General features: G+C 64.8%; 24 protein-coding genes. 10 read left to right on the top strand and 14 right to left on the bottom strand.

From position 1 onward, the window contains the following. Positions 1-334: 334 nt before the first annotated feature. The 6 genes from H8A95_RS17950 to H8A95_RS17925 form a co-directional block, all read right to left on the bottom strand. Positions 335-1189, bottom strand: coding sequence for a hypothetical protein (locus H8A95_RS17950; RefSeq protein WP_229184321.1), 855 nt, complete (start codon positions 1187-1189; stop codon positions 335-337). Positions 1190-1596: 407 nt separating this feature from the next. Beyond that, positions 1597-2223: a hypothetical protein gene (locus tag H8A95_RS17945; RefSeq protein ID WP_229184320.1), complete on the bottom strand. Its 627-nt coding sequence runs from the start codon at positions 2221-2223 to the stop codon at positions 1597-1599. 40 nt (positions 2224-2263) lie between these two features. Beyond that, positions 2264-3064 carry an IclR family transcriptional regulator gene (locus H8A95_RS17940; protein ID WP_229184319.1) on the bottom strand — a complete coding sequence of 267 codons (801 nt, stop codon included), beginning with the start codon at positions 3062-3064 and terminating at the stop codon, positions 2264-2266. Between the two features lie 41 nt (positions 3065-3105). Continuing rightward, positions 3106-3870, bottom strand: a complete 765-nt coding sequence (locus H8A95_RS17935; protein WP_229184318.1) for an SDR family NAD(P)-dependent oxidoreductase — start codon at positions 3868-3870, stop codon at positions 3106-3108. Next, positions 3867-5585, bottom strand: coding sequence for an FAD-dependent oxidoreductase (locus H8A95_RS17930; RefSeq protein WP_229184317.1), 1719 nt, complete (start codon positions 5583-5585; stop codon positions 3867-3869). The genes H8A95_RS17935 and H8A95_RS17930 overlap by 4 nt, the downstream gene beginning before the upstream one ends. Positions 5586-5595: 10 nt before the next feature. Further along, complete coding sequence (locus H8A95_RS17925) at positions 5596-6795, bottom strand: ABC transporter substrate-binding protein (RefSeq protein ID WP_229184316.1); 1200 nt, start codon at positions 6793-6795, stop codon at positions 5596-5598. Between the two features lie 335 nt (positions 6796-7130). Between H8A95_RS17925 and H8A95_RS17920 the strand changes: the two genes are divergently transcribed. After that, positions 7131-8060: an aspartyl/asparaginyl beta-hydroxylase domain-containing protein gene (locus H8A95_RS17920; RefSeq protein ID WP_229184315.1), complete on the top strand. Its 930-nt coding sequence runs from the start codon at positions 7131-7133 to the stop codon at positions 8058-8060. A gap of 86 nt (positions 8061-8146) precedes the next feature. Here H8A95_RS17920 and H8A95_RS17915 read toward each other — a convergent pair whose 3' ends face one another. Next, on the bottom strand, positions 8147-8302 hold the full coding sequence (locus H8A95_RS17915) for a hypothetical protein (protein ID WP_229184314.1): 156 nt from the start codon (positions 8300-8302) through the stop codon (positions 8147-8149). Positions 8303-8740: 438 nt separating this feature from the next. Here H8A95_RS17915 and H8A95_RS17910 point away from each other — a divergent pair, with 438 nt between their 5' ends. Then, entirely contained in the window at positions 8741-10444 is a 1704-nt protein-coding gene (locus H8A95_RS17910; protein WP_229184313.1) for an NAD-dependent malic enzyme, read from the top strand. Between the two features lie 64 nt (positions 10445-10508). On the opposite strand, the gene H8A95_RS17905 is transcribed toward H8A95_RS17910, so the two are convergent. Continuing rightward, entirely contained in the window at positions 10509-10967 is a 459-nt protein-coding gene (locus tag H8A95_RS17905) for a cupin domain-containing protein (protein ID WP_229184312.1), read from the bottom strand. Between the two features lie 87 nt (positions 10968-11054). On the opposite strand from H8A95_RS17905, the gene pdxR reads away from it, so the two are divergent. The 3 genes from pdxR (at position 11055) to H8A95_RS17890 (ending at position 14381) form a co-directional block, all read left to right on the top strand. Continuing rightward, on the top strand, positions 11055-12503 hold the full coding sequence (pdxR, locus tag H8A95_RS17900) for a MocR-like pyridoxine biosynthesis transcription factor PdxR (protein WP_229184311.1): 1449 nt from the start codon (positions 11055-11057) through the stop codon (positions 12501-12503). Positions 12504-12616: 113 nt separating this feature from the next. Next, positions 12617-13975, top strand: a complete 1359-nt coding sequence (locus tag H8A95_RS17895; protein WP_229184310.1) for an MFS transporter — start codon at positions 12617-12619, stop codon at positions 13973-13975. Positions 13976-14000: 25 nt separating this feature from the next. Beyond that, positions 14001-14381 carry an SPW repeat protein gene (locus H8A95_RS17890; protein WP_229184309.1) on the top strand — a complete coding sequence of 127 codons (381 nt, stop codon included), beginning with the start codon at positions 14001-14003 and terminating at the stop codon, positions 14379-14381. Between the two features lie 23 nt (positions 14382-14404). On the opposite strand, the gene H8A95_RS17885 is transcribed toward H8A95_RS17890, so the two are convergent. Both H8A95_RS17885 and H8A95_RS17880 read right to left on the bottom strand, forming a co-directional pair. Continuing rightward, the gene (locus H8A95_RS17885; RefSeq protein WP_229184308.1) at positions 14405-14689 is read right to left on the bottom strand and encodes a hypothetical protein; all 285 of its coding nucleotides are present in this window, start codon (positions 14687-14689) and stop codon (positions 14405-14407) included. A 306-nt stretch (positions 14690-14995) separates the two neighbouring features. Then, positions 14996-15220 carry a hypothetical protein gene (locus H8A95_RS17880; RefSeq protein WP_229184307.1) on the bottom strand — a complete coding sequence of 75 codons (225 nt, stop codon included), beginning with the start codon at positions 15218-15220 and terminating at the stop codon, positions 14996-14998. An 81-nt stretch (positions 15221-15301) separates the two neighbouring features. Here H8A95_RS17880 and H8A95_RS17875 point away from each other — a divergent pair, with 81 nt between their 5' ends. Further along, on the top strand, positions 15302-15568 hold the full coding sequence (locus H8A95_RS17875; protein ID WP_229184306.1) for a hypothetical protein: 267 nt from the start codon (positions 15302-15304) through the stop codon (positions 15566-15568). Positions 15569-15630: 62 nt separating this feature from the next. On the opposite strand, the gene H8A95_RS17870 is transcribed toward H8A95_RS17875, so the two are convergent. After that, positions 15631-16332 (bottom strand): fumarylacetoacetate hydrolase family protein, encoded by a 702-nt coding sequence (locus tag H8A95_RS17870; protein WP_229184305.1) that lies wholly within the window; start codon positions 16330-16332, stop codon positions 15631-15633. Positions 16333-16479: 147 nt separating this feature from the next. Here H8A95_RS17870 and H8A95_RS17865 point away from each other — a divergent pair, with 147 nt between their 5' ends. Continuing rightward, complete coding sequence (locus tag H8A95_RS17865; protein ID WP_229184304.1) at positions 16480-17673, top strand: dipeptidase; 1194 nt, start codon at positions 16480-16482, stop codon at positions 17671-17673. 6 nt (positions 17674-17679) lie between these two features. Here H8A95_RS17865 and H8A95_RS17860 read toward each other — a convergent pair whose 3' ends face one another. Together H8A95_RS17860 and galE are read right to left on the bottom strand one after the other, a co-directional pair. Then, positions 17680-19491 (bottom strand): ABC transporter ATP-binding protein, encoded by a 1812-nt coding sequence (locus tag H8A95_RS17860; protein WP_229184303.1) that lies wholly within the window; start codon positions 19489-19491, stop codon positions 17680-17682. Positions 19492-19599: 108 nt separating this feature from the next. Continuing rightward, positions 19600-20613, bottom strand: a complete 1014-nt coding sequence (gene galE / locus H8A95_RS17855) for a UDP-glucose 4-epimerase GalE (protein WP_229184302.1) — start codon at positions 20611-20613, stop codon at positions 19600-19602. Positions 20614-20750: 137 nt separating this feature from the next. Here galE and H8A95_RS17850 point away from each other — a divergent pair, with 137 nt between their 5' ends. Then, the gene (locus tag H8A95_RS17850) at positions 20751-21791 is read left to right on the top strand and encodes a glycosyltransferase family 4 protein (RefSeq protein WP_229184335.1); all 1041 of its coding nucleotides are present in this window, start codon (positions 20751-20753) and stop codon (positions 21789-21791) included. Here H8A95_RS17850 and waaF read toward each other — a convergent pair. Continuing rightward, on the bottom strand, positions 21773-22837 hold the full coding sequence (gene waaF, locus H8A95_RS17845; protein WP_229184301.1) for a lipopolysaccharide heptosyltransferase II: 1065 nt from the start codon (positions 22835-22837) through the stop codon (positions 21773-21775). The genes H8A95_RS17850 and waaF overlap by 19 nt on opposite strands. Before the next feature lie 135 nt (positions 22838-22972). On the opposite strand from waaF, the gene rfaD reads away from it, so the two are divergent. Beyond that, positions 22973-23953: an ADP-glyceromanno-heptose 6-epimerase gene (gene rfaD / locus H8A95_RS17840; RefSeq protein ID WP_229184300.1), complete on the top strand. Its 981-nt coding sequence runs from the start codon at positions 22973-22975 to the stop codon at positions 23951-23953. Between the two features lie 18 nt (positions 23954-23971). Beyond that, on the top strand, positions 23972-24852 hold an 881-nt coding region (locus H8A95_RS17835), incomplete at its 3' end, for a PfkB family carbohydrate kinase (protein ID WP_229184299.1).

Raw genomic sequence — 24852 nt, 5'->3', positions numbered from 1 at the left:
GCAATAATTGTCGCGGCTCAATATTTCGGCCGCATAACTTCGGAGGTGTCCGCAGCGATCACAGCCGCGCCGGACTTCGTTTTCAAAATATTCAATTTGTGCGCAGGCGTCGCACGAGGTTCAACGGAACTATGCAAGTAATGAGAAATTCCAGAATGTGCTCGTCAGCGAGCTGAACGTTACTGCTTCGCTGCGTCAATTTATGTGATTGAGAACACAGTTGGGGTCTCGACCGCGTGGCTCTCAGCACACCGACCGATGCGGAGGATTGCAGCCGGACGACGTCCGGCTGCAATCCTCTCAGTTCAAACTGAACGACTTCGTGCCGCAAAATTTACGACACGGGGAACACGTGCCCACTCTCAATCGCGCCGCCTTCGACGACGCTCCAGCCGGCGTAGCTGCCGGTGAGCATATTGCTGGCATAGAGCACGCCGGCGTTGGCCGTATCGGGCGTGCCGACGTCCCAGTAGAGCAGGTCGATCTGCCCGCCCGCCGTCATCGTCGTTGCTTCCAAACCTTGCGGATTGCCGGCGCCGTTCTGGTAGTTGTACCCCGTACTGGCGGAGTCCGAATTGACGTCTCCGATCGCCGGACTACCAACGCCGCCAGCGGCCAGGAAGCTCGTCTGGACGTTGAGGCCGCCAATGAAGTTGCCGCCCAACCCGATGACATCGAGCTGGCCGCTCGCCGTTTGGGTATCGATGACGTCGGCATTCAGGCCAGGGCTGCTGATTCCAGCCCATGCCGGCGTGTTCAGATTCCAGGTTGAAATGCCGACGGCGGTCGGCAGTCCAGCGCTTCCCGCGACCAGGCTGCTGCCCGTCAGGGCTCCGGTCGTCGTATCGAACTTCAACATGTCGATCTCGCCGTCGGCGAGCTGCGAGCCAAACTCGCCGGTGTCCGACGAATAGCCGAAGAGGCGCGGCAGGGCTGTCGTGCTCATCGCGGAGGACATCAGCGCGCCGCTGGCTCCGATCCCGAGAAAGTCGACGAAGCCCGTCTTGTCGTTTTGTATGACCAGCGTGCTCGTATTGTCGGCGACGACCTTCCAATCCGCGCCGATTCCGTAGTCCTGGGCAACGGACGACACCAGCGTCGAGCCTTCGTATTTCAGATAATCGACTACGCCGGTGGTATTGTTCTGGATGACAACATTGTTTTGCAAAGGTGTTGGCACAAATGGCATCACACTTCTCCTTGTCGGCCCGAAAAGGACCATTTCGAAAACGAACAATGATGATTGTTGCGGCTGGCCGATCACAATGACCAAGCTTCAACGAAAAATACGTCACGAGATTCTGTCGTAAGGTTCATTCATTGAGATCAGGAACCGGCGGTGGCCATACTGGAACCCGCGGGAATGCCCCATCGATAGCCGCCGCGATGTGCTGCCAAGCTTTGCGACGTACGTCACACAACCGTCGGTCTCATTCCTCGTTCGTCGTCGCGCCGACGCCATGTTGCAAAGACAAATGACGGCGCCAATTCGCTGAATGCAACTACCAAATGCGACGAGGATGCGTCGCGACATGATGTGGCCGAGCTCTGATCTTCGTTCCGCCCTAAGCCCGCGGCCGCGCCTTGTGCAGAGACTCAGCGCGTCGGCTTGGCGGTCGGATCCGTGATGCGGATCGAGGTGACCCGCTCATTCCGGACCTCGAAGGAGAATGGCCACTGGCCGTAGCTCCAGAGATCGGTGTTGGCGAGCCCGCTCGGTCCGACATGGAAGGCAATGCCGAACCGCGCCCGAAGTTTGTCGGTGGAGTCGCCGAGGTTGACCTGGTTGAAGCTTGCCGCGGCGACTGGCGCTTCCCCGGATGCCTGCAGCGCGATGACGCGGCCCGCTTTCACGGTGCCGACCACATAGGGGTACTGCTGCGGCTTTCCGAGGAAGTACACGTAGCCAACGGCGTTGTCGGGCTGATCGAGCTTGCGTTGCGGCTCTCCGAAGCTCGCAATCAATGCGGACTCGGGAACGCCGACGCTGAGCGCTCCCAGCCGCTGGCAGGCGATGATGAGCTGGTCGGGGTCCGGCTGCTGCTTGTTGCCCGTCACCACCTCGCAGGCAAAGCCGGGCCCGGCGCGGCGCCACTCGCCACGCAACTCCGGATCGGGGGACGGCGCTTTGACGCCCTGCGCCAATGCGGGCATTGGGCTGCTCATCAGGCTGGCAAGCAGGCCGAGGATAGCGGTGGACGGAAACGTCGTGCGCTTATTCATCTTTGATCTGATGTCTCCAGGCCCTGAACTCCGGTTCACCTCACCGTAGCATCGATGCCGAGGCCGTGCCGTGCCCAAGCTGCCGCGAGATGTCGTTTGCACAATTGCGCAGCGCCGTTGCGATAGCGCTGTCCCAGCCGGCGTCGAAGGTACCTTCCGGGCCCATCGCGGTGATGACCAGCGCGACGTGGCCGGCGTGATCGAACACCGGCGCTGCGAAGGCGTTGACGCCGGGTAGGGGATCGCCGATCGCGCGCGCGAGCCCGTGGCTGCGTACCTCGGCAAGCATCTCGGTGGTCTTCGAATTGATTGTCTCTCGCTTCGGATTGTAGCCGACGCCGAGGCGATCGAGGCCGCTTTCGAGCGCGGTCCTGACGGCGTTCGGCGGCATGAAGGCGGCGAAGGCACGGCCGGTCGCGGTCTCGAGCAGGGCCACCACCGATCCGACGCGCATCGCGATATGCACGGGATGGCTCGGCTCCTCGAGCCGCACCACGGTCGCGCCATGGGTGCCCCAGACCGACAGCGACACCGCGTGATTGATGCTGTCGGCGAGCGTAGCGATCCGCGGCGTCGCGATCCGCACGGCGGAGAGCCGGCGCAGGCTGATCAGGCCGAGCTCGAGCGCCAGCGCGCCGATCTCGTAGCGGCCGGTGGTCTCGTCCTGCTCGATGAGGCCGATGCGGGAAAAGCTGACGAGATAGGGATGTGCCTTGGCCGGCGGCATGCCGGCTTCGCGCGCGAGATCGCGCAGCATCATCGGTTCGCCGCTGCGGGCGAGCGCGCGGAGCAATTCCCCGCCGACCTCGATCGACTGTATGCCGCGGCTTTCTCTCGTCATCTGCTCGCCATGTGATCTTGCCAGCTCTTTCGACAACGTCCTTATACGGCGAGAAAGCCTCCGTCGACGGGCATGGTCACGCCGTTCACATAAGACGCCAGCTCCGACGCCAGGAACACCACCGGACCGACCAGCTCCTCCGGTTGCCCGACGCGGCCGAGCGGCGTGCGGCCCAGAAATCCGGCGAGCCGGGCAGGGTCGTTGCGGGTCTCCTCGGTCATCGCCGTTTCGATCACGCCGGGCGCGATTGCATTGACGCGAATGCCGTCGGCGGCAAGCTCGCGGGCAAGCGCCTGGGTGAAGAGCTTCACGCCGCCCTTGGACGGCGCATAGCCGAGCGTATCGGCAACCCCGAGGAAGGAGGCGATCGAGCCGAGATTGATGATCGTGCCGCGCGTCTCGCGCAGCGCCGGCAGGAAGGCGTGGGTGACGTTGAAGCTGCCGGTCAAATTGACGTCGAGCACCCGTCGCCAATTGTCGTGGGCGCGCGGCGAAGTGATGCCTTCACGGATGATGATGCCGGCATTGTTGACCAGGATCGCGATCGGCCCGATCTCACGCGCCATCTTTTGCGCCAGCGCGGAGCATGCCTCCGCATCGGTGACGTCGAGTGCGAACGGCCAGGCGGCGCGACCGCGCAGGCGAATGTCGGCTGCGGTCTGCTCGGCGCCGGCGAGATCGATGTCTGCGACCGCGACATCGGCGCCATGCGCCGCGAGGCCGAGCGCGATGGCGCGTCCGTTGCCATGTGCGGCGCCGGTGACGAGCGCGCGCTTGCCCGCAAGCAGGTGCGCCGTTGCGTTCATGCCGCGCTTCTCTCTGCCGCGGCACCGGCGATGTGCTTGCCCGCGATATAGCCGAAGGTCAGCGCAGGGCCGAGTGTGATGCCGGCGCCGGGATAGTTGCCGCCCATGATGCTCGCCATGTCGTTGCCGGCGGCGTAGAGGCCGGCAATCGGCTGGCCGTCGGCATCGAGCGCGCGGGCGTTGGCATCGGTCCGGATGCCGGCATAGGTGCCGAGATCGCCGATCACCATCTTGATGGCGTAGAACGGCCCGTGCTGGATCGGTGCGATGCAGGGATTGGGCCCGTGCAGCGCGTCGCCCTGATAGCGGTTGTAGGCGCGCGAGCCCTTCCCAAAGGCAGGATCGCGTCCCTCGGCCGCGGTCGTGTTGAACGCCGCGACAGTTGCCTCGAGCGCTCTGGCATCGATGCCGGCCTGGGCGGCAAGCTCCGACAGTGTCGCGCCGCGCCTGAGATAGCCGGTCTTCAGGTGGTGGCCGAGCGGCATCGGACGCGGCGGCACGCAGCCGAGACCGTATTTGCGCAGCGTCTCGTGATCGCAGATGAGGTGCGCAGCGATCTCTTCGCCGGGCATCGCCGCCTTGATCATCGCCTGCACGAAGTCGTGGTAGGAATTGCCTTCATTGGCAAAGCGCTTGCCGTCGCGCATGACAGCGATCACGCCGGGTTTGGCGCGATCGATGAAATGCGGCATCACGCCCTTTGAGCCGTCCTTGCGCGTGGTGACCGAGACCGGCACCCAGGCCGCCGCATTCGGCAGCGAGTCGTCGACGCGGCCGCCGGCGGATTCCGCAAGCCGCAGGCCGTCACCGGTGTTGCCCGTCGGGCCCGGCGAGTAATGCTCTTTTCCAGTGGGCGCATGCGGAAACATCTTCTGCCGCCGCGCGACGTCATGCGGAAAGCCACCGCAGGCGAGCACCACGCCGCGTTTGGCGTTGACGCGGATGGTACGTCCCTCGTGCTCGACGACCGCGCCGCGCACCACGCCGTTCTCGACGATCAATTCGCGCACCGGCGAATTGAGCCAGAGCGGGATCTTGAGGTCGAAGGCGGATTTCGCCAGCCGTCCCGCCAGCGCATTGCCGTTGGTCAGCGTCATGCCGCGGCCGTTGCGCATCACGTCTAGCGCGTGTTTCGACAGCCGCTTGGCGACATAGGCCGCCGACGCCAGCGACCGCGTCGCGCGCATGAAATGCACGATCTCCTTGCCGGAGCCGAGCATCATTCCGAACACCGTGAGCTCGGGCAGGGGGCTGCCGAGATCCTTGAGGGCATCGCCGAGCTCATGGGCGTCGAACGGCCGCGTCACCATCGAACGGCCGCCTTGCGCGCCGCCGGGCGCTTCCGCGTGGTAGTCCGGAAAGGTCAGCGGCATGTCAAAGCGCACCGCAGTGCTGGTCGTGAAGAAGTCGACCGCCTTTGGCCCTTCGGTCAGGAACGCATCGACGCGCGCCGCGTCGAAGCTGTTGCCGGCTTCATGGCGCAGATAGGTTCTTGCCTGATCGGGGCTCTCCTCGATGCCCCAGGCCTTGGCCAGCGAGGTACCGGGAATCCACAGCCAGCCGCCGGAGCGCGCGGTGGTGCCGCCGAAGCGCGGCTCCTTCTCGACCACCAGGACCTTCAGGCCGTGATGGCCGGCGGTGACCGCTGCCGACAGCCCGGCGCAGCCGGAGCCGACGACCAGCGCATCGCATTCATACGTTTCTTGGTTGGCCACGCGATCGATCCTATTTCTTGAGCAGCGGGCACTTCGACTCGGAGACCGGACGATAGGCGTCCTCGCCCTTCACCGTCTTGATGATGTCGAGATAGTCCCACGGCTCCTTGGATTCCGAGGGCTTCTTCACCTTCGCCAGATACATGTCGCGAATGACGCGGCCGTCCTCGCGCAGTTTTCCGCCATGCACGAAGGTGTCCTCGATCGGCAGCTCGCGCATCTTGGCCATCACCGCCTTGGGATCGTCGGTGCCGGCGGCCTTGATCGCCTTCAGATAATGCAACACCGAGCCGTAGACGCCGGTCTGGATCATGGTCGGCATCACGTTGGTGCGGGCGAAGAACTTCTTCGACCAGGCGCGCGTCTTGTCGTCCATGTTCCAGTACGACGCCGTCGTCATATAGGTGCCCTGCGCGGCATTGAGGCCGATCGCATGCACGTCGGTGTCGAACATCAACAGGCCGACCAGCTTCTGGCCGCCCTGCACGAGGCCGAACTCGCCGGATTGCTTGATCGAATTGTCGGTGTCCTGGCCGGCATTGGCGAACGCCACCACGTCGGCCTTCGAGCTCTGCGCCTGCAGCGCAAAGGACGAGAAGTCGGCGGTGTTGGTCGGATGCTTGACGCCGCCGAGCACCTTGCCGCCCATCTCGTTGATGAAGCGCGTCGCGTCCTTCTCGAGCTGCTGGCCGAAGGCGTAATCCGCGGTGATGAAGTACCAGGACTTGCCGCCTTCCGCGATCACCGCCGACGCCGTGACCTTCGACAGCGCGTAGGTGTCGTAGGTGAAGTGCACGGTGTTGGGGCTGCACAACTCGTCGGTCAGCGAGCTTGCGCCGGGGCCGGACAGCAGCGCGATCTTGTTGCGCTCGCGCACCATATTGTGCACGGCGATCGCGATGCCGGAGTTGGGAATGTCGACGACGGCGTCGACCTTGTTGTTGTCGAACCAGCCGCGCACGATCTGCACGCCGACATCGGTCTTCATCTGGTGGTCGGCCGAAATGATCTCGATCGGCTTGCCGAGCACGGTCGGACCAAATTCCTCCACCGCCATCTTGGCCGCCTCGACCGAGCCTGGGCCGGAATTGTCGCGCCCCCAGCTCGACAGGTCTGTCAGCACCCCGATGCGCACGACGTCATCGGAAATCTGGGCGTGCGCGGCCGTCGTCATTGCCGCGAGAATGGCTGCCGACAAGAAATGTCTCATCGTTCCTCCTCCTGGATGTCCGCGTTCTTCGGCGGGTTATCTCGTGATTAGTAATTATCTAATCAGTTTGTCAATCGCGAATTAGATGTGTGAATGATGTCACAAAGCTGGCCATCGAATGGCCCACTGCTTCACATTTGGTGAGTAAGCGCTTACATGGCTCATCCGGGACGGCACCGCGGCGATCTCGCCGCAGCGCCAGATTGCTATGAAACAGGGGAGTTTTCGCGGACGGCGACGCACTTCGCCGCCCGGGCTGAGCCACCCGTCTCGGGTATTGGCTCCTGCGGGGCGGTGCATCAAGAGCGTCGGCGGGCTGCGATCATAGACGGATCATGTTGAGACAGCTCTTCGCGCCGCAGCTCGTCATTCTCTACGTGCTGGTGGCTTCTACACTTTACGTGCACTTCCGCGGCAAGCAGCGGCTGCGCTTCGCCCGCCAGCTCGGCGATCACTCGACCTATCTCGCGCCTTACAATGTGCTGATGTATGCGGGCTCCGCGGTATCAAACACGCCGGTGATCCCGGTCGAGCAATTCCCCGAGCTGAAGAAGCTTTCCGACAATTGGGAGACGATCCGCGACGAGGCCACGCGGCTGTTCGACGAAGGCTTCATCCGCGCCGCGGCCAAGAACAATGACTGGGGCTTCTATTCGTTCTTCAAGAGCGGCTGGAAGCGCTTCTATCTGAAATGGTACGACGACTTCCTGCCGTCGGCGCGCACGCTGTGCCCGAAGACGGTCGAGCTGTTGAATTCGATTCCCAACGTGCATGGCGCGATGTTCGCGATGCTGCCGCCCGGCGGCAAGTTGGGGGCGCATCGCGATCCTTTTGCCGGCTCGCTGCGCTATCACCTCGGCCTCGTGACGCCGAATTCGAATGAGTGCCGCATTCTCGTCGACGGCGTCGAATGCGTCTGGCGCGACGGTGAGGCCTTCATGTTCGACGAGACCTTCATCCACAGCGCCGAGAACAAGACCGACGTCAACCGCATCATCCTGTTCTGCGATGTCGAGCGCCCGATGAAGTACGGCTTCATGACGGCGATGAACCGCTGGGTCAGCCACAACATCGTCAAGGCGTCGGCGACCCAGAACGTCGACGGCGAGCATGTCGGCGCGCTGAACAAGGTGTTCGGCAAGCTCTACGAGGTCCATCTCGCCAGCCGCAAGGTCAAGGAGTGGAATCGGAACGTGTATTACACGCTGAAGTATTCCGTGACCGCGCTGATCCTTGGCCTGATCGTGGTGTCGGCGCTGCGGTGAAGGCAGCGGCCGCGCCGCGTTGAACGCAAAAGCCCCGGAGCAAACCGGGGCTTTTTGCTGGGTGTGAGCTGTGAAGCGCAACGGCGTCAGTCGCGTTCGAAAACCCTAGCGCCGGGATAGACTCGCCTGGCGTACGCGACGACCCACTCCCGGTTCTGGCTCTCCAGGAACGGAGTTCGGATCTTGCAGGACCCGACGATGAGGTGCCACAGGCCATCCAGCTTCTGAATGTTGACGATCATTTGAGTGTTCCTCGAGAACCCGCGTTCCAGTCGACACCTGCTACTCGCGATAATCCTGCGCTTCACGCCTCGGTGCAGTGATCCCGATCACAGATTTCGGAACACTTTTTGCGCCCGCAGTCGTTGGTCGCCCGTTGGAGTGGCCGCGAGTATAAAAATCGCCCGCCATCGCTCAACTGTACGAGCGTAGGTACAGGGCATCACAAGGAATCAGAGAGGCCATACCAAGGTATGTTGATGTCTGTCCGGAGGCGCAGCGGGAGCGCGTTGCCTCAGTCCGGATGAGCGCTGATGGCCGCCTGGCCGAAACTCCACCGGGCTGATGCACGCCACGCCGGTGCCGTTCAACTTTGCGCGGCGCGGTGCCTTCGCGCTCCGATCCGTTACACTGGCGTGATAGAGTCGGATCAGGCGTTTCGCATTGAAGGGGATCTTGCCATGTCGGAGACTACTGGAGCTTTTGCGACGACTGCGCTCAGCGGTTACGAGCTGTTGGCTGATCCGCAGTTGAACAAGGGCACGGCGTTCTCCGAGGCCGAGCGCGAGGCGTTCGACCTGCATGGCCTGCTGCCGCCCAATATCTTGACGCTGGACGAGCAGGTTTCGCGCCGCCTCGAGGCGTTGCGCGGCTACGAGACCGACATTGAGCGCTATGCCTTCCTGCGCGAACTGCAGGACACCAACGAGACCCTGTTCTACGCGCTCCTGGTCGGCAACCTGGAAGAGCTGTTGCCGATCGTCTACACGCCGACCGTCGGCGAGGGCTGCCAGAAATTCAGTCGGCTGTTTCGCAAGCCGCGCGGGCTGTTCCTCAGCATTCCGCACCAGCACCGGATCGACCGCATTTTCGCCCATCCGCGCTTCGATCATGTCGAGGCGATCGTGGTGACCGACGGCGAGCGCATCCTCGGTCTTGGCGACCAGGGCGCCGGCGGCATGGGCATCCCGATCGGCAAGCTCGCGCTCTACACCGGCTGCGGCGGCCTGCATCCGGCGACGACGCTGCCGATCCTGCTCGACGTTGGCACCGACAATCCGGACTGCCTGGCCGATCCGCTCTATATCGGCTGGCGCAACGAGCGCGTCCGCGGCCAGGCCTATGACGACTTCATCGAGGCTTTCGTCTCGGCGGTGGTGAAGCGCTGGCCGCGCGTCCTGCTGCAATGGGAGGATTTCGCCAAGAGCAACGCGACGCGCATGCTCGAGCGCTATCGCGACCGGCTCCTGACCTTCAACGACGACATTCAGGGCACCGCGGCGGTCGCAACCGGCGCCTTGCTCTCGGCCATCAACGTCACCGGCGTGCCGCTGACCGAACAGCGCGTCGCCGTGTTCGGGGCAGGCTCCGCCGGCTGCGGCATCGCGAGCCTGATCCGCGCTGCGATGGTCGATGCCGGCGTGTCGGAGAGCGAGGCGGCGAAACGCTTCTACATGGTCGACCGCGACGGGCTGCTGCTCGAGGGCATGAGCGGGCTCGCCCCGTTCCAGCTTCCGTTCGTGCAGAGCAAGCAGGCAATCGCGGGCTGGCAGCTCAACCATCCCGACAAGATCGCGCTGCTCGACGTCGTGCGCAACGCCAAGCCGACCGTGCTGATCGGCGTCTCCGGTCAGGCCGGCGCATTCTCCGAGCCGATCGTCCGCGCGATGGCCGAGTGCAACAAGCGGCCGGTGATCTTCCCGCTGTCCAACCCGACCTCGCGCGAGGAAGCGACGCCGGTCGATATCGAGGCGTGGACCGAAGGGCGGGCGCTGATCGGCGTCGGCAGCCCGTTTCCGCCGATCACGCGCGACGGCGCGCGCTTCAAGGTGGACCAGACCAACAACTCCTACATCTTCCCGGGCGTCGGCGTCGGCGTCGGCGCGCTCGCGGTGGGGGCGAGCCGCGTCAGCGACGGGATGTTCATGGCCGCCGCCAAGGCGCTGGCCAGCGTCTCGCCGGCGCGCAACAACCCGAAGCACAATCTGCTGCCGCCGGTCAGCGCGCTGCGCGAGGTCGCGCTGACGGTTGCGCTGGCGGTGGCGCTCCAGGCGCACAAGGAAGGACTGGCAAAGGATATTCCGATCGACCAGGTCGAGGCGCGCATCCAGGCCAAGATCTGGACCCCGCGCTACGTGCCGTATCGGCGCAGCGATCGCGCCTAATCGAGCCTTGCGAAGCGACGCCGCGGCCGGTACCGGACGCGTCGTCCTGACGTGCCGGCGGCCGTTACAGCGGCTTCATCAGATCCGCCGAGGTCGCCTCGCGCGGCGCGATATAGATCGCGAGCAGGGTCGCCGGCTCGGTCGAGCTCGGGTTGCGCGAAACGCGATGAACGGCGCCGACCGGCTCCCACCAGGCTTCGCCGGCGCTGTAGGTGCGTTCGGGACCGTCGCCGACCTGCGAGGCCACCATTCCCGAAACGACGTAGGCCATCACTCCGTTGGCATGGGCGTGCACGGGCGATCCCGTTCCCGGAGGATACGTGACCTCCACGAGCGTGATGTCGCGCGCAGGATCGCCGGGCAGGCTCTGCCTGATCACGTCGCGTCTGGCGGACTGCTTTGCGCCCGCTGCAGTTTGCTGCGGCTGCGCGCTGGCGTCGGTACCCCGCGCAGCGGCAATGGCCGCGAACAGCGCCGCGATCGCGGCCCGATTGAAATCCCGTCGAAGGATGGTGGCTTTCATGTGGAACTCCTGAGGTTGTTCGAGGCACCGATCTAGCGATCGTATGGCCTATTCAAAAGAGCCAAGAACCTGCATATTGACTGGGCCATGACACGACGCCGGAATAAGCCAGCGGCAAGGTTGGTCCGAAGCGGCGGCACTCCGCTCTCGCGCCAGCTTTACGAGCGCTTCAGGAGTGCGATCGCGACCGGGCAGCTTCGGCCAGGCGACCGGCTGCCTTCCATCCGCGGTCTCGCCGAGGAGCTCGCAATGGCACGGGGCACGGTCGATGCCGCCTATGGCATGTTGGCCGGGGAGGGCTACGTCGTTACGCGTGGACAGGCGGGGACCATCGTTTCGCCGGAGTTGCGCAACGCTGAGGCGCTCGAGGACGTCGCGACACTTCGTGCCCGGTCCACCGGCCGGCCGAGCGGGCGCGCCGAACCTCTGCTCCTGCAGATGGGGCTGCCTGCCGTCGATCTCTTCCCGCGCAAGCTTTGGTCGCATTTGATCGCGAGAGAGGCGCGCCGCAGCCCCGCATCAGACATGATGTATCCGGATCCGGCCGGCTTCGGACCGTTGCGGCAGGCGATAGCGGCCTATCTCGCGTCCTCCCGCGGCATCGCTTGCGACTGGCGCCAGGTGCTCGTGACCAATGGGTTTCAGGGCGGCCTCGACCTGTCGCTCCGTATCTTGCTTCGGCGCGGCGATCGTGCGTGGATCGAAGATCCTTGCTTTCCGCCGGTGCGAGCAGCGCTCGAACTGGCTCGTGCCGAACTGGTCGCCGTGCCCATCGACTCCGAGGGAATGCGGGTCGGCGAAGGGATCAGGCAAGCGCGGCGGGCACGGCTCGCAGTCGTAACGCCCTCGCATCAGAGCCCATTGGGCGTATCGCTTTCGCTGCCGCGACGAATGGAGCTTCTTCGATGGGCCAACCTGGCGAACGCCTATGTCATCGAGGACGACTATGACAGCGAGTTCCGGTTCGTGGGTCGACCGCTGCCGGCGCTGAAGAGCCTCGATCGCGGCCAGCGCGTGATCTATTCGGGTACGTTCAGCAAGACGCTTTTTCCGGGGTTGCGGCTCGGCTATCTCGTCCTGCCGGATCGCCTGCTCGACACCTTCACCGAGGTCACCGCCGGCCATAGCAGCGGCCTCAATCCCTTCGCGCAGCGGGTCGTAGCGGGCTTCATGGCGGAAGGGCACTTCGCGCGACATCTGAAGCGGATGCGGAAGCTTTATGCCGCTCGCCGTGCCGCGCTGGCTGGTGCGCTGAAGACCGAATTTGGCGAGCGCGTCAGGATCGAGCTGCAGCCCGGCGGCATGCACCTGCTGCTTCGATGCGCGGGCCGCACGCAGGATGCAAGGCTCGCGCAGCTCGCCCGGGCCGATGGGTTTGGCGCCGAGCCGCTGTCCAACCGCAGCGTTCAGCACGACTGCGGGCAGGGCCTGCTGGTCGGCTTTACCAATGTGGCCGAGGCCGATGCGCCTGCGATCGCGAAGCGGCTCAGGCGTGCAATCGAGCCCGTGACCGAGCGGCGAGCGCGGACCGACTAAAGTTCTAGGCTCCGCGTTCCATTCTGTTGGAACCTTCGGCGCCGCGATGTTGTTCGTACTCAAACGACCCGAACAGTCAATATCCATCCGGGGGCTTCAAGGGAGACGCTCCCATGACGACACTCGGCCCAACGCTTGGTCCAGCCTCCGGCCTCGACGCCAACCAACTCACCCCAGCCGAGCATCAGCTCCAGCTGCGCCGCGCAGTCGTCGCCTCTACGGTCGGGACCGCGATCGAATGGTATGACTTCTTCCTGTACAGCACCGTCACGGGCCTGGTTTTCGCAAAACTGTTCTTCCCGCATTCCGACCCCTGGGTCGGCACGCTGGAAGCCTTCGCCATCTATGCGGTCGGCTTCATCGCGCGGCCGATCGGCGCTGCGATCTTCGGCCACTATGGCGACCGCATCGGTCGCAAGTCGACGCTGATCGCGACCCTGCTTCTGATGGGCCTGGCGACCGCGGCGGTTGCATTGGTGCCGACCTATTCCAGCATCGGCATCTGGGGCGCGGTGATCCTCACCGTGCTGCGCTTCATCCAGGGTGTCGGCGTCGGCGGCGAATGGGGCGGCTCGGTGCTGATGTCGATGGAATGGGCCCGCAACGATCGCTCGCGCGGGTTGATCGCGTCATGGCCGCAATTCGGCGTGCCCTGCGGGCTGTTCCTCGCCAATTTTGCGGTGCTGGCTTTCAGCCAGATGTCGGGCGACCAGTTCCTGGCATGGGGCTGGCGCGTCCCGTTCGCGCTCAGCATCATCCTGGTCGGCGTCGGCCTCTACATCCGGCTCGGCATTCTGGAGACGCCCGTGTTCACCAGGCTGATGGCCGAACGTCGGCTCGATCCCACGCCGATGCTGACCGTGATCCGCGACCATCCGAAGGAGATCCTGCTGTCCGCCTTCGCGCGGATGTCCGAGCAGGCGCCGTTCTACATCTTCACCGCCTTCGTGTTCTCCTACGGCGTCGGTACGCTGCAGATGTCGCGCGACTTCCTGTTGACCGCGGTGCTCGCGGCCTCGGTGCTGTCGTTCGTCTCGATCCCGCTGTGCGGGCATATCTCCGATCAGATCGGACGCAAGAACATGTACATGATCGGCGCTGCCGTGACCGGCGTGTTCGGCTTCATCTACTTCGCGATGCTCAACACCGGATCGGAAGCGATCATCTTCCTCGCGATCTTCCTGTCGCTGATTCCGCACGACATGCAGTACGGGCCGCAGGCCGCCCTGATTGCCGAGAGCTTCACCGGACGGCTGCGCTACAGCGGGGCCTCGCTCGGCTACCAGCTCGCATCTGTCATCGCCGGCGGTCCCGCACCGCTGATCGCAGCGTGGCTGTTCGGGACCTATCATTCGTCGACCGCGATCGCGATCTACATCGCGCTCTGCGCCGTCATCACGCTGGTCGCAACTGCGCTGATGACCGACTACACCGGCAAGGACATCAATGCCGCGGCCGCGCATCAGCGATGAGTCTGAGACAACAAGGGAGGAGATGATGGTGAAATGGCGGAAGGAATCCGCGCTGGATCTCTACAACCTCGTCGCAGCGATCTTCCTGCTTGCCGCGCCGTGGCTGTTCGCGCATGCCAACCCGGCGGCGGCGGCGATCGATCTGAGGATCAGCGGTGCCGCGATCGCAATCATGTCGCTCGCAGCAATCGTTGCGTTTTCGATCTGGGAGGAATGGATCAATCTGCTCGTCGGATGCTGGCTGATCGCCTCACCATGGCTGCTTGGCTTCACGCACACCCGCGCGATGCATTTTAGCATCGCCGCGGGTGCGGTGGTCGCATTCATGGCGCTGCTCGAGCTGTGGCTCGAGTACGAGAAGGCGCATTTTGGGCTGGCTGCATCGCAGGCAGCCGAAAGGCATTAGGACCTGCCGACCGCGAGGGGATGCTAGCAGCCGCGGCAGATGCCCCTGATCTTGCGGTCGACGATCGCGTCCTCCTGATCGATGATCTGCTGCGATGACGCCGCCGCTGCCGGAATGTCGGCGGCGCGCGGTTGGCGATGGCCGACCGGCGCCAACCACGGCCGCGTCGCGGTTTCGTTCGATGCGTAGGCGTTGGGCTCCTGGACTGTCGGCTGTGCGAAGCAAGAGCTCGCCATTGCCGCCGACAGGATTGCAGCCAGGCTCAGTCCTTTGCCGAGTCGTCGGCCCATTCGTCGAAGATCGATCATGAGAATCTCCATGCCGTCATCGCCGCGTTTGCGCGCGGCCTTGATGAAATGGAGTGCCTCGGTCGTCCCGGTATTCCCCGATCCGCCTGATGTGATGAAGCGCTCGCGGTTCGGTGATCGTGCGTGATGAAATAATTTTGCAGCGTTGACGCTCCTTGATCACAGGAGCCGAAATTGGTCGGCTTCGCCCATCGTGCGGAGAAATCCTATGACCAAATTGACCTTCGCTGCGCTCGCGCTGGTTGCTGCAGCTGCGTATTCGGCTCAGGCGTCTGCCGCCGGCAGCAACGCTGCGGCGCGGCGCGCTCATGCTTCGATGACGACGACGACACCGGTCAGCAGTAAGACGACCGATTGCGTGCGCGCGCCGAACGTCGGATCGTTCGCAACCGCACCATTCACCGAACCGCCCTGCATGCCCGGCACGATGCGCTGACCACACACTGCGGAAAGCCCCGGATCTTGGGTCCGGGGTTTCCCGGGCATGTGGGTCGTCGGGATGCGATCGGAATTGAGCGTGACCCGCGTCACAGGCAGGCCGGCGTGATCGTGCGAGGACTGCGGCGTCGGAGCCGGCGCATGGTGCCCGGCCCGAGCTCAAGGAGACGTCGCATGACACGCAAATCGCTTGTTGCTTTCGCTGCCGTTGTCGCGTTCGGCGTTACTGCACTGGGCTCCGCACAGGCGGGCGGACTTCACATGGCGCCGCCGAAGAATGTCGGCGCGAAACTGCTCCCGGGCGGTTCGGGCGGCCCGCATCGCCAGCCGGTCGATCCGTCGCCCGGCCTCGGAAGCGGTTACAGCGGCGACAGTGCCGGTGGCAGCGGCGGTGGCGGGTATTTTGGCGATTCCAATCATCCCGGCCACGAGCAATTCTGAAAAAGCAAACGGCCCCGAACCAGGTTCGGGGCCGCGGTCTGCTGCTGGATCGGATCCGGAGGCTATTCCGGCTTGCCGATCGTGACGGCGAGCTTGCCGACGCCGTCGACACCGCATTCGATCTTGTCGCCGGGCTGCAGCTGCGAGACGCCGGCGGGCGTGCCGGTCATGATGATGTCGCCGGCGGCGAGCTTCACCTGCTGCGACAGCTGCCAGATGATTTCAGGCACGTTCCAGATCAGCTCGGTGAGGTCGCCCTTCTGCGCTTCCTTGCCGTTGACGGTGAGCCAGATCTTGCCTGCGGTCGGGTGACCGATCTTCGAGGCCGGCTGGATCGCGGAGCAGGGCGCGGAATAGTCGAACGACTTGCCGACCTCCCAGGGCCGCTCCTTCTTGCGCGAGGCGATCTGCAGGTCGCGGCGGGTCAGGTCGATGCCGACGGCATAGCCGTAGACATGTTCCAGCGCCTTGTCGGCCTGAATGTTCAGCCCGCCGCTCTTCATCGCCACCACCAGCTCGACCTCGTGATGCAGGTCCTTGGTCAGCGGCGGATAGGGGATCGTCGCTCCGTCCGGCACCAGCATGTCGGCATGCTTGCCGAAGAAGAACGGCGGCGCACGCTCGTCATTGCCCATCTCCCTGATATGCTCGAGATAGTTGCGGCCGACGCACCAGATGCGGCGGACCGGATAGGCGCCGAATTCGCCGACGACGGGAAGCGAGGGCTGCGGGGGAAGCGGAATGACGGTGGAGGCGGCGTTCATGAACGGGTCCCGGAGGGTTGAAGGAGGGAGCGCGGGCCGTGTTTACGCGGTTACGGCGCTGGCGGCTAGGGGCTGCGGCTGCACCCGGCGCAGAGGTGAGGCCAGCTTTCCGCCGAGCGCAGCCGCCTTTGGCCTGCGAGAGCGGTGATGCCGATGCGGAAATGGCTTTCGATCGGCATTGCGCTGATTGCCGCGGTCTCGTTCGCCTCCGCTGTTCGCTTTTTCGTGGTCACGCCGGAACGGATCGACCGGGGGCAGAACAAGGTGCAGCGCGTGCCCCTCGATAGCACGCCCGCCGCGCAGGCCCTGCAGGCGACGCTCGATGTGGCGGACATGCACGCGGACAGCCTGTTGTGGAAGCGCGACCTGATCGCGCGATCCGATCGCGGCCATATCGACCTGCCGCGGCTGATCGAGGGCCGCTACGCGTTGCAGGTGTTTTCTTCGGTCACCAAGTCGCCCGAGGGCCAGAACTATGATGCCAATGCCGGCGACACCGACACGATCACGAACCTCGCCATCATCGATCTGCAGCCGATGCGGACGTGGTTCTCGTTGCTGCAGCGCTCGCTATGGCATGCCGAGAAATTGCGCAGCTTCGCCGACAAGTCCGCCGGACGGCTTCGCGTCATCACGACGCCGGCCGACATCGATCGGCTGCTCGCCGATCGCAAGAACGGCGTCACCGTGGTTGGCGGAATGCTTTCGATCGAGGGCCTGCACGATCTCGAGGGCGACATCGGTAATCTCGACGTGCTCTATGCCGCCGGATTCAGAATGGCCGGTCTCGCGCACTTCTTCGACAACGACATCGCAGGCTCGATGCACGGTGTGGCAAAGGGCGGACTGACGCCGCTCGGCCGGCAGGTCGTGCAGCGGACGGAAGCGATGGGGATCATCGTCGACCTTGCTCATGCGAGCCACGCGGCGGTCGCCGACGTGCTGGCGATGGCGACGCGTCCGGTGGTCTCGAGCCATGGTGGCGTTCAGGCGACCTGCAAGGTCAACCGCAACCTGACCGACGACGAGGTCAGGGGTGTCGCACGGACCGGCGGCGTGGTCGGCATCGGTTTCTGGCAAGGCGCCGTCTGCTCGCTCGATCCGAACAATGTCGCGCGGGCGATCGCGCATGTCCGCGACCTGGTCGGGATCGACCATGTCGGCCTCGGCTCGGATTTCGACGGCTCGACCACCACGGGCTTCGACGCGAGCGACGTCGTCGCCGTGACCCAGGCGCTGATGTCGAGCGGGTTCTCCGAGGACGACATCCGCAAGGTCATGGGCGGCAACGTCCTGCGCGTGCTGCGCGCAGGCATTGCCGCCAAGGACGAGAAGGGATGATGAGCCTCAGCCGGTGGCGCTGATCGGCGCCAGCGCCAGCGGCGACGGGTCGTGGTGGTGCTGCAGGCGGAAGAACGAGGCATAGCGGCCGCCGCGGCGCAGCAGCTCCTCGTGACGCCCGCGCTCGACGATGGCGCCGCCCTCGACCACCAGGATCGCATCGGCATGCATGATGGTGTGCAGGCGGTGCGCGATCACGATCGTGGTGCGGCCCTGGCAGAGATGCTCGATCGCTTCCTGCACCTGCTTCTCGGACTCCGAGTCGAGCGCGGCAGTGGCCTCGTCGAGCAGGATGATCGGCGCGTTCTTGATCAACGCGCGGGCGACCGCGATGCGCTGGCGCTGCCCGCCGGACAGTTGCGTGCCGTGCTCGCCGACCGGCGTGTCATAGCCGAGCGGGAAGCTCATGATGAAGTCGTGCGCGCAGGCGGCCTTGGCGGCGTCGATGATCTCGGCCTCGGTGGCACCTTGCTTGCCGAAGGCGATGTTGGCGCGGATGGTGTCGCGGAACAGATAGACGTCCTGGCCGACATAGGCGGTCTGCCGGCGCAGCGATTTGCGCGAAACCGACAGGATCGACTGGCCGTCGATCAGGATATCGCCCACGCGCGTTTCGTAGAAGCGCAGCAGCAGGGCGAGCACCGTCGACTTGCCGCCGCCGGAGGGGCCGACCAGCGCGGTCACCTTGCCGGGTTCGGCGACGAAGCTCATGCGGTCCAGCACCGGCTCGCCGGGCCGATAGCCGAAGCTGACGTCGCGCAGTTCGATCCGCGCGTCGGAGAGCTTGAGTGCCGGCTTGTCGTCGTCGGCCTGTTCGCTCGCCGGGCTGTCGACGACCTCGAGCAGCATCCGCGCGCCGACCAGCTGGCTGTTGAGGTCGATGTTGAGCCGCGCCAGGCGCTTGGCCGGCTCGGTCGCCATCAGGAAGGCGGTCAGGAACGTGAAGAACTGGCCCGGCGTGGAACCGAGCGCCACCACGCTGTAGCCGCCATAGAGCAGGCAGCCGGCGACCGCGAAGCCGCCGAGCATCTCCATCAGCGGGTTGGAGCGGTTGGCGACATGCGCCATCTTGTTGGCATTGCGCTCGACGGTCGCGATGTTCTCGTCGATCCGCTGCTGCATGGCGTCTTCCAGCGTGAACGCCTTCACGGTGCGGATGCCCTGCAACGATTCCTGCATCGTCTCCATGATGTCGGCGGTGCCGGTGAACTGGTTATAGGCGAGGCCCTTGATCCGCTTCACCAGCTTGCGCAGCACCAGCATCGCCGGCGGCACCGCCACGAGCCCGATGAACGACATCAGCGGGTCCTGCCATACCATCACGGCGACCATGCTGATCAGCATCAGGAAGTCGCGGCCGATCGCGTTGACCAGCATATTGAGCACGTCGGTGATCGACTTGGCGCCGGCCGTGAGTCGCGCCAGGAATTCCGATGAGTGCCGCTGCGAGAAGAAGCCGATGCTTTCGCTCATCAACTTGGCGAACAATTGCCGCTGGTTCCGCGCCAGGATGGCGTTGCTGATCTTCGACAGGATCACCATGTGGCCGTAGGTCGCCACGCCCTTGATGAACAGCAGCAGGACCGTGATCCCGGCGAACACCGCGATGCCGGGGATGTTCTTGTCGACATAGGCCTGGTTGATCACCTGGCCGAGCACGTAGGTGGCGCCGGCCGTCGAGCCGGCCGCAACGGCCATCAGGGCGAACGCCGTCAGATAGCGCCGCCAATAGGTGATCCCTTGTTCCGTGACCAGGCGGCGAATCAGGATCGCCGCGCCATAGGGATCGTCGGTAATTTTCTTTGGAAACTGAGCCATCCGCGTTCCATTGACGGCGGGCAGCGCCGGCCATCAGGGTTGCGGACCTCCTTGCCCGCTTGGCGGGGCTTTTTCAAGTATAATAACAGCGTGATAACGGCTTGATTTTTAGGCCGATTCTGCCTGTCGCGCCGGAGTCTCGCGCTCCCGGAACAGCTTCTCCTCCCAGGCCAGCGCGTGGCTCGCGATGGTCTCGAGATCATCGTAACGCGGGGTCCAGTCGAGCAGCGAGCGGATCCGCCTGGTATCGGCCACCATGGTCATGATGTCGCCGGGCCGGCGCGCGGCGTAGGCGACTGCGAAATTGCGCATCGAGACCCGGCGCACTGCCTCGATCGTCTCGAGCACGGAATAGCCGCGGCCGTAACCGCAGTTCATCGTCACCGATTGCCCGCCGGCACGCAGATAGGACAGCGCCGCGCGATGCGCCTCGACCAGGTCGCTGACATGGATGAAGTCGCGCACGCAGCTGCCGTCCTGGGTCGGATAGTCGGTGCCGAACACGTCGATCTTGGCGCGCTGGCCGGTCGCGGCCTCGACCGCGATCTTGAGCAGATGGGTGGCGCCGATAGTGGAAAGGCCGACACGGCCTTTCGGGTCGGCGCCGGCGACGTTGAAGTAGCGCAGCACGACGTAGCTCATGCCATGAGCGGAGGCGACGTCGTGCAGCATGATCTCGGTCATCAGCTTCGACGAGCCGTAGGGCGACAGCGGACGCGTCGGCGCGATCTCCGGCACGGGCACCTGGTCCGGATTGCCGTAGACGGCCGCGGTCGAGGAGAAGATGAAGCGGCTGATGCCGCCCTTCACGGCAGCATTGAGCAGGCTGCGCGTCGTCATGGTGTTGTTGCGGTAGTAGCCAAGCGGATCGCGCATCGAGTCCGGCACCACGACAGAACCTGCGAAATGGATGATGCTGTCGATACCGTGCTGTGCGATCACGCCCTCGACGAGGTTCTCGTCGCCGGCATCGCCGATGAACAGCGGAACACCTTCGGGCAGGAACGCGGAGAAGCCGGTGGAGAGATTATCGATCACGACGACGCTCTCGCCGGCGTCGACCAGCGCATGAACCATGTGACTTCCGATATAGCCGGCACCGCCGGTCACGAGCACGGTCATGGTGAGAGCTCTCCCGATATCTTTAACTGGCGATGCTAGCGGGAGTGCGGTGAAGAGGGGGTTTCGCCGCGGCCGAACTGGCCACTATGCTTAATGTTGCGTATAGGAACTGGCGCGAAACGGAGACTTGCGTGCCGATCGAGAACACACCTGCCGGTGAGCTTGAGCTCATCGTGCCCAATCTGCACCGACGCTATTCGGGTGTCACAGCGACCAATCGCATGGTCGCGCCGAAGCTTGCCAAAATGTTTCGCGCAGGCTGGCTCGGCTCTCATCGGCCCGACGGCATCGATGCGCTTGGATTTGCCGACCTCATGCGTCTGTGGCGGCGCGCGCGGCCTGTGATCTGGCACGCGCGTCGCAATGACGAGATGATCGCGGGCCTTCTGCTGCGCGCGCTCGGCTGGCCGTTGAAACTGCTCTTCACCTCAGCCGCGCAGCGCCATCACACCTGGCTGACCCGCTGGCTGATCAGCAACATGGATGCGATCATCGCGACAAGTCCGCTGTCGGCCTCGTATCTGAAGCGCGAGGCAACGGTCGTGATGCATGGCGTCGACACCGATCGTTATGCGCCGCCGGCCGACCGCGCCGCGGCCTTCGCCGGGAGCGGATTGCCGGGGCGTTATGCGATCGGCTGCTTCGGTCGGGTGCGTGCGCAGAAGGGCAGCGACGTCTTCGTTGAGGCGATGTGCAGGTTGTTGCCGCGCTATCCAGATTTCACGGCCGTCATTGTCGGCGCCGTGGTGCCGGAGCAACTGGCCTTTGCCAACGAGCTGAAACGGAAGATCGAGGCCGCCGGGCTGCAATCGCGCGTTGTCATCACCGGTGAATTGCCGATCGAGGATGTCGTGCGCTGGTACCAGCGGCTGACGATCTATGCCTTCACCTCGCGCAACGAAGGTTTTGGCCTGACCCTGATCGAGGCGATGTCGGCAGGCGCGGCGCTGGTGGCGGCCCGCGCGGGTGCGGCCGAGTTCGTCGTCGAGGACGGTGTCACCGGCGTGCTGACGCCGCCCGGCGACGCCGACGCGCTGGCGGCCGCGCTCGAGCCGCTGATGCGCGATCCGGCATCGGCCTCCTTGATGGGGGCGCGGGCGCGGCAACGAGTTGTGGATAAGTTCAGCCTCGATGCCGAGGCCAACGCGATCGCGGCGGTCTATCGCGCGTTGATCTGAGCCAGCACGCGCTGCGCGATCTCCACGACCTCTTCGGGGGCGATGTCGCGCATGCAGCGATGGTCGTTCATGGTGCAGACCGTGCGTTGGCACGGCTGGCACGACAGCTTGCTCTTGGTCTGTCGCACCGTCGCGGCGAGGCCGTTGAGGGGCGCCCAGAGATAGGGATCGGTCGGGCCGAAGATGCCCATGGTCGGGGTACCGATCGCGGCTGCGATATGCATTAGCCCGGAGTCGTTGGTAATGGCGATGCTGGCCGCGGCCATCGCCAGCGCGCCGTTGCGCAAATCGGTGCCGGTGAGATCACGGACCTGGGCGCCGCCGATTGCTGTGATCTCCTGCGCTAGCGCCTTCTCGCCGGGGCCGCCGACCACCCAGACGTCGAATCCGCGTTCGGCGAACAATCGCGCGGCTTCCGGATAATAGGTCCAGCGTTTGGAGGCACCGACCGAGCCGGGGCCGAGCGCGATGGCAGGACCTGTGCCGAGGCCGTTGGCCTGCCGCCAGCGCGCGATCTCGTCTGCCGGAACCCGAAGCTGCGGCACCGGCCATTCCGGCGGGCGGGCGGCGCCGTCAGGCAGCGCCAGGATGGCGTTCTTGTCGATGAAGCGCGGCTGCTGTTTTTCACCCCATCGCATCGCGTTGATCAGGCCGAACCGCGCTTCGCCGAAGAAGCCGACCCGCTCGGGGATGCCTGCCAGCGCCGGCGCAAGGGCCGCCTTCCAGGTGCGCGGCAGTACCAGCGCGGTGGCGTAGGCCCTCGCCCGAAGCTCCGCCGCGAGCGCGCGCTGCCGGCTGAGTGCCAGCCGGCTGCGCGGCAGGTCGGACACGATTCCGGCCCGGACCCCGGGCATGTAGTCGACCAGAGGGGCGCATTGGCGGGTGGTCAGAAGGTCGACCGGCCGGTTGGGCCAGCGCTTGCGCAGCACCCGGACCACGGTGTGGCCGCGCACGAAATCGCCGATCCAAACATAGGGCACGACGAGGATAGGTCTGGTATCCTCGGTACCCTGCGTTTCGATATCAGGTATTGAATCAATATTCATTTCTAAATAGGCCAAGGCCGGGTCGGGCGCGCCAAGTCGGTAACCGGTTCGCGATAAGAGGTAAAGCCGTCGTTGCCTGTGGCGCTGGACTGGGGCAAAGCTGGCGGCTGCAAAGGAATCTGGCGGGATTTCATCATGTTTCTGGTAACCGGGGGCGCCGGTTTTATCGGATCGAACGTCGTGGCCGCGTTGAATGACGCCGGGCGCAGCGACGTTGTGGTCTGCGATAGCCTTGGGCAGGACGGCAAGTGGCGGAACCTGACCAAGCGCCAGCTTGCCGACGTGGTTCCCCCGGCCGAGCTCGGCGACTGGCTGAAGGGGCGACGGCTGGACGCTATCGTCCATCTCGGCGCGATCTCCGAGACCACCGCGACCGACGGCGATCTGGTGATCGAGACCAATTTCCGTCTCTCGATGCGGCTGCTCGACTGGTGCACCGCGAACGCCACGCCGTTCATCTATGCTTCGTCGGCCGCGACCTATGGCGACGGCGATCAAGGCTTCGACGACGATGGTTCGGTGGAGGCGTTGAAGCGCCTGCGGCCGATGAACCTGTATGGCTGGAGCAAGAACCTGTTCGATCTCGCGGTCGCCGAGCGTGCGGCGAGGGGTGAGCGGCTGCCGCCGCAATGGGCGGGACTGAAATTCTTCAACGTGTTCGGCCCGAATGAATATCACAAGGGCTCGATGATGAGCGTGCTGGCGCGCCGCTTCGACGACATCAAAGCGGGCCGCGTCGTGCAGCTGTTCAAGTCGCATCGCGAGGGCATCGCCGATGGCGATCAGCGCCGCGACTTCATCTATGTCGACGACGTCGTGCGGGTGATGATGTGGCTGATCGCGACGCCGCGGGTATCCGGCCTCTTCAATGTCGGCACCGGCAAGGCGCGCAGCTTCAAGGACCTGATCGTCTCGGCTTATGGTGCGCTCGGCCGGGAGCCGAACATCCGGTATGTCGACATGCCCGAGCAGATTCGCGGCAGTTACCAGTACTTCACCGAGAGCGTTGTCGATCGTCTCGCGCGCGCCGGATACAATGGCGGCTTTACCCGCCTGGAAGACGCGGTCGAGGCCTATGTGAAGGGCTTCCTCGATCGCGCGGATCGCTATCGCTAGAGCGGATGACGGTGACTGATGTTCGATTTTGAAGCGATCTCGCGTGCAATGTCCGGCCAGACCGTGCTCTGCGTCGGCGATCTCATGCTCGACGAGTTCGTGTATGGCGAAGTGTCGCGAATCTCGCCGGAGGCGCCGGCGCCGGTGATCGCGGTCAGGCGCAGCGAGATCAATATCGGCGGCGCCGGCAACGTCGCGCGCAATATCGCCTCGCTCGGCGGACGCTGCATCTTCGTCGGCTTGATCGGCGAGGATGCTGCCGGCACTGTTTTGACCGAGGCGCTGGCGAAAGAGGCCGGCATCGAGACCGTGCTGGTGCGCGACGCCGCGCGTCCGACCACGCGCAAGGTGCGCTTCGTCTCCGAACAGTTCTCGACCCACATGCTGCGCTCCGATTGGGAGCTTGCCGCGCCGGCTGCGGCCGCCGTCGAGCAGCAGCTGATCGATGCCATTCTGCCGCGTCTTGCGCACGCCGACATCGTGCTGTTGTCGGACTACGCCAAGGGCGTGCTCACCGCGCGGGTGATCCGCAACGTGATCGACGCCGCGCGCCAGGCAGGCAAGCGCGTGATCGTCGATCCCAAGAGCGCCAATCTCGCGATCTATCGCGGCGCGACCGTGTTGACGCCGAACCGCAAGGAATTCGCCGAAGCGACCCGCAGCCGCGCCGACAGTCAGGACAGCATTGCGCAGGCCGCACCCGATGCGATGTATCTCGCGGATTGCGAGGCGATGCTGGTGACGCAGGGCGAGCGCGGCATGACGCTGGTGACGCGGGACGGCGGCTCGATCCATGTGCCGGCGCTGCCGGTCAAGGTGCGCGACGTCTCCGGTGCCGGCGATACCGTTGCCGCGGCGCTGGCGCTGGCGCTGGCCGGCGGTGCCGACTGGGAAGGCGC

It is taken from the genome of Bradyrhizobium oropedii (assembly GCF_020889685.1).
Taxonomy (GTDB): Bacteria; Pseudomonadota; Alphaproteobacteria; order Rhizobiales; family Xanthobacteraceae; genus Bradyrhizobium; species Bradyrhizobium oropedii.
This window is presented reverse-complemented; position numbering and strand designations above follow the sequence as displayed.

What these genes read in the sequence shown, in the direction of transcription:
- H8A95_RS17950 (WP_229184321.1), bottom strand. Translation starts at nt 1,189, where the DNA reads ATGCCATTTGTGCCAACACCTTTGCAAAACAATGTTGTCATCCAGAAC.
- H8A95_RS17945 (WP_229184320.1), bottom strand. Translation starts at nt 2,223, where the DNA reads ATGAATAAGCGCACGACGTTTCCGTCCACCGCTATCCTCGGCCTGCTT.
- H8A95_RS17940 (WP_229184319.1), bottom strand. Translation starts at nt 3,064, where the DNA reads ATGACGAGAGAAAGCCGCGGCATACAGTCGATCGAGGTCGGCGGGGAA.
- H8A95_RS17935 (WP_229184318.1), bottom strand. Translation starts at nt 3,870, where the DNA reads ATGAACGCAACGGCGCACCTGCTTGCGGGCAAGCGCGCGCTCGTCACC.
- H8A95_RS17925 (WP_229184316.1), bottom strand. Translation starts at nt 6,795, where the DNA reads ATGAGACATTTCTTGTCGGCAGCCATTCTCGCGGCAATGACGACGGCC.
- H8A95_RS17920 (WP_229184315.1), top strand. Translation starts at nt 7,131, where the DNA reads ATGTTGAGACAGCTCTTCGCGCCGCAGCTCGTCATTCTCTACGTGCTG.
- H8A95_RS17915 (WP_229184314.1), bottom strand. Translation starts at nt 8,302, where the DNA reads ATGATCGTCAACATTCAGAAGCTGGATGGCCTGTGGCACCTCATCGTC.
- H8A95_RS17910 (WP_229184313.1), top strand. Translation starts at nt 8,741, where the DNA reads ATGTCGGAGACTACTGGAGCTTTTGCGACGACTGCGCTCAGCGGTTAC.
- H8A95_RS17905 (WP_229184312.1), bottom strand. Translation starts at nt 10,967, where the DNA reads ATGAAAGCCACCATCCTTCGACGGGATTTCAATCGGGCCGCGATCGCG.
- pdxR (WP_229184311.1), top strand. Translation starts at nt 11,055, where the DNA reads ATGACACGACGCCGGAATAAGCCAGCGGCAAGGTTGGTCCGAAGCGGC.
- H8A95_RS17895 (WP_229184310.1), top strand. Translation starts at nt 12,617, where the DNA reads ATGACGACACTCGGCCCAACGCTTGGTCCAGCCTCCGGCCTCGACGCC.
- H8A95_RS17890 (WP_229184309.1), top strand. Translation starts at nt 14,001, where the DNA reads ATGGTGAAATGGCGGAAGGAATCCGCGCTGGATCTCTACAACCTCGTC.
- H8A95_RS17885 (WP_229184308.1), bottom strand. Translation starts at nt 14,689, where the DNA reads ATGATCGATCTTCGACGAATGGGCCGACGACTCGGCAAAGGACTGAGC.
- H8A95_RS17875 (WP_229184306.1), top strand. Translation starts at nt 15,302, where the DNA reads ATGACACGCAAATCGCTTGTTGCTTTCGCTGCCGTTGTCGCGTTCGGC.
- H8A95_RS17870 (WP_229184305.1), bottom strand. Translation starts at nt 16,332, where the DNA reads ATGAACGCCGCCTCCACCGTCATTCCGCTTCCCCCGCAGCCCTCGCTT.
- H8A95_RS17865 (WP_229184304.1), top strand. Translation starts at nt 16,480, where the DNA reads ATGCCGATGCGGAAATGGCTTTCGATCGGCATTGCGCTGATTGCCGCG.
- H8A95_RS17860 (WP_229184303.1), bottom strand. Translation starts at nt 19,491, where the DNA reads ATGGCTCAGTTTCCAAAGAAAATTACCGACGATCCCTATGGCGCGGCG.
- galE (WP_229184302.1), bottom strand. Translation starts at nt 20,613, where the DNA reads ATGACCGTGCTCGTGACCGGCGGTGCCGGCTATATCGGAAGTCACATG.
- waaF (WP_229184301.1), bottom strand. Translation starts at nt 22,837, where the DNA reads ATGAATATTGATTCAATACCTGATATCGAAACGCAGGGTACCGAGGAT.
- rfaD (WP_229184300.1), top strand. Translation starts at nt 22,973, where the DNA reads ATGTTTCTGGTAACCGGGGGCGCCGGTTTTATCGGATCGAACGTCGTG.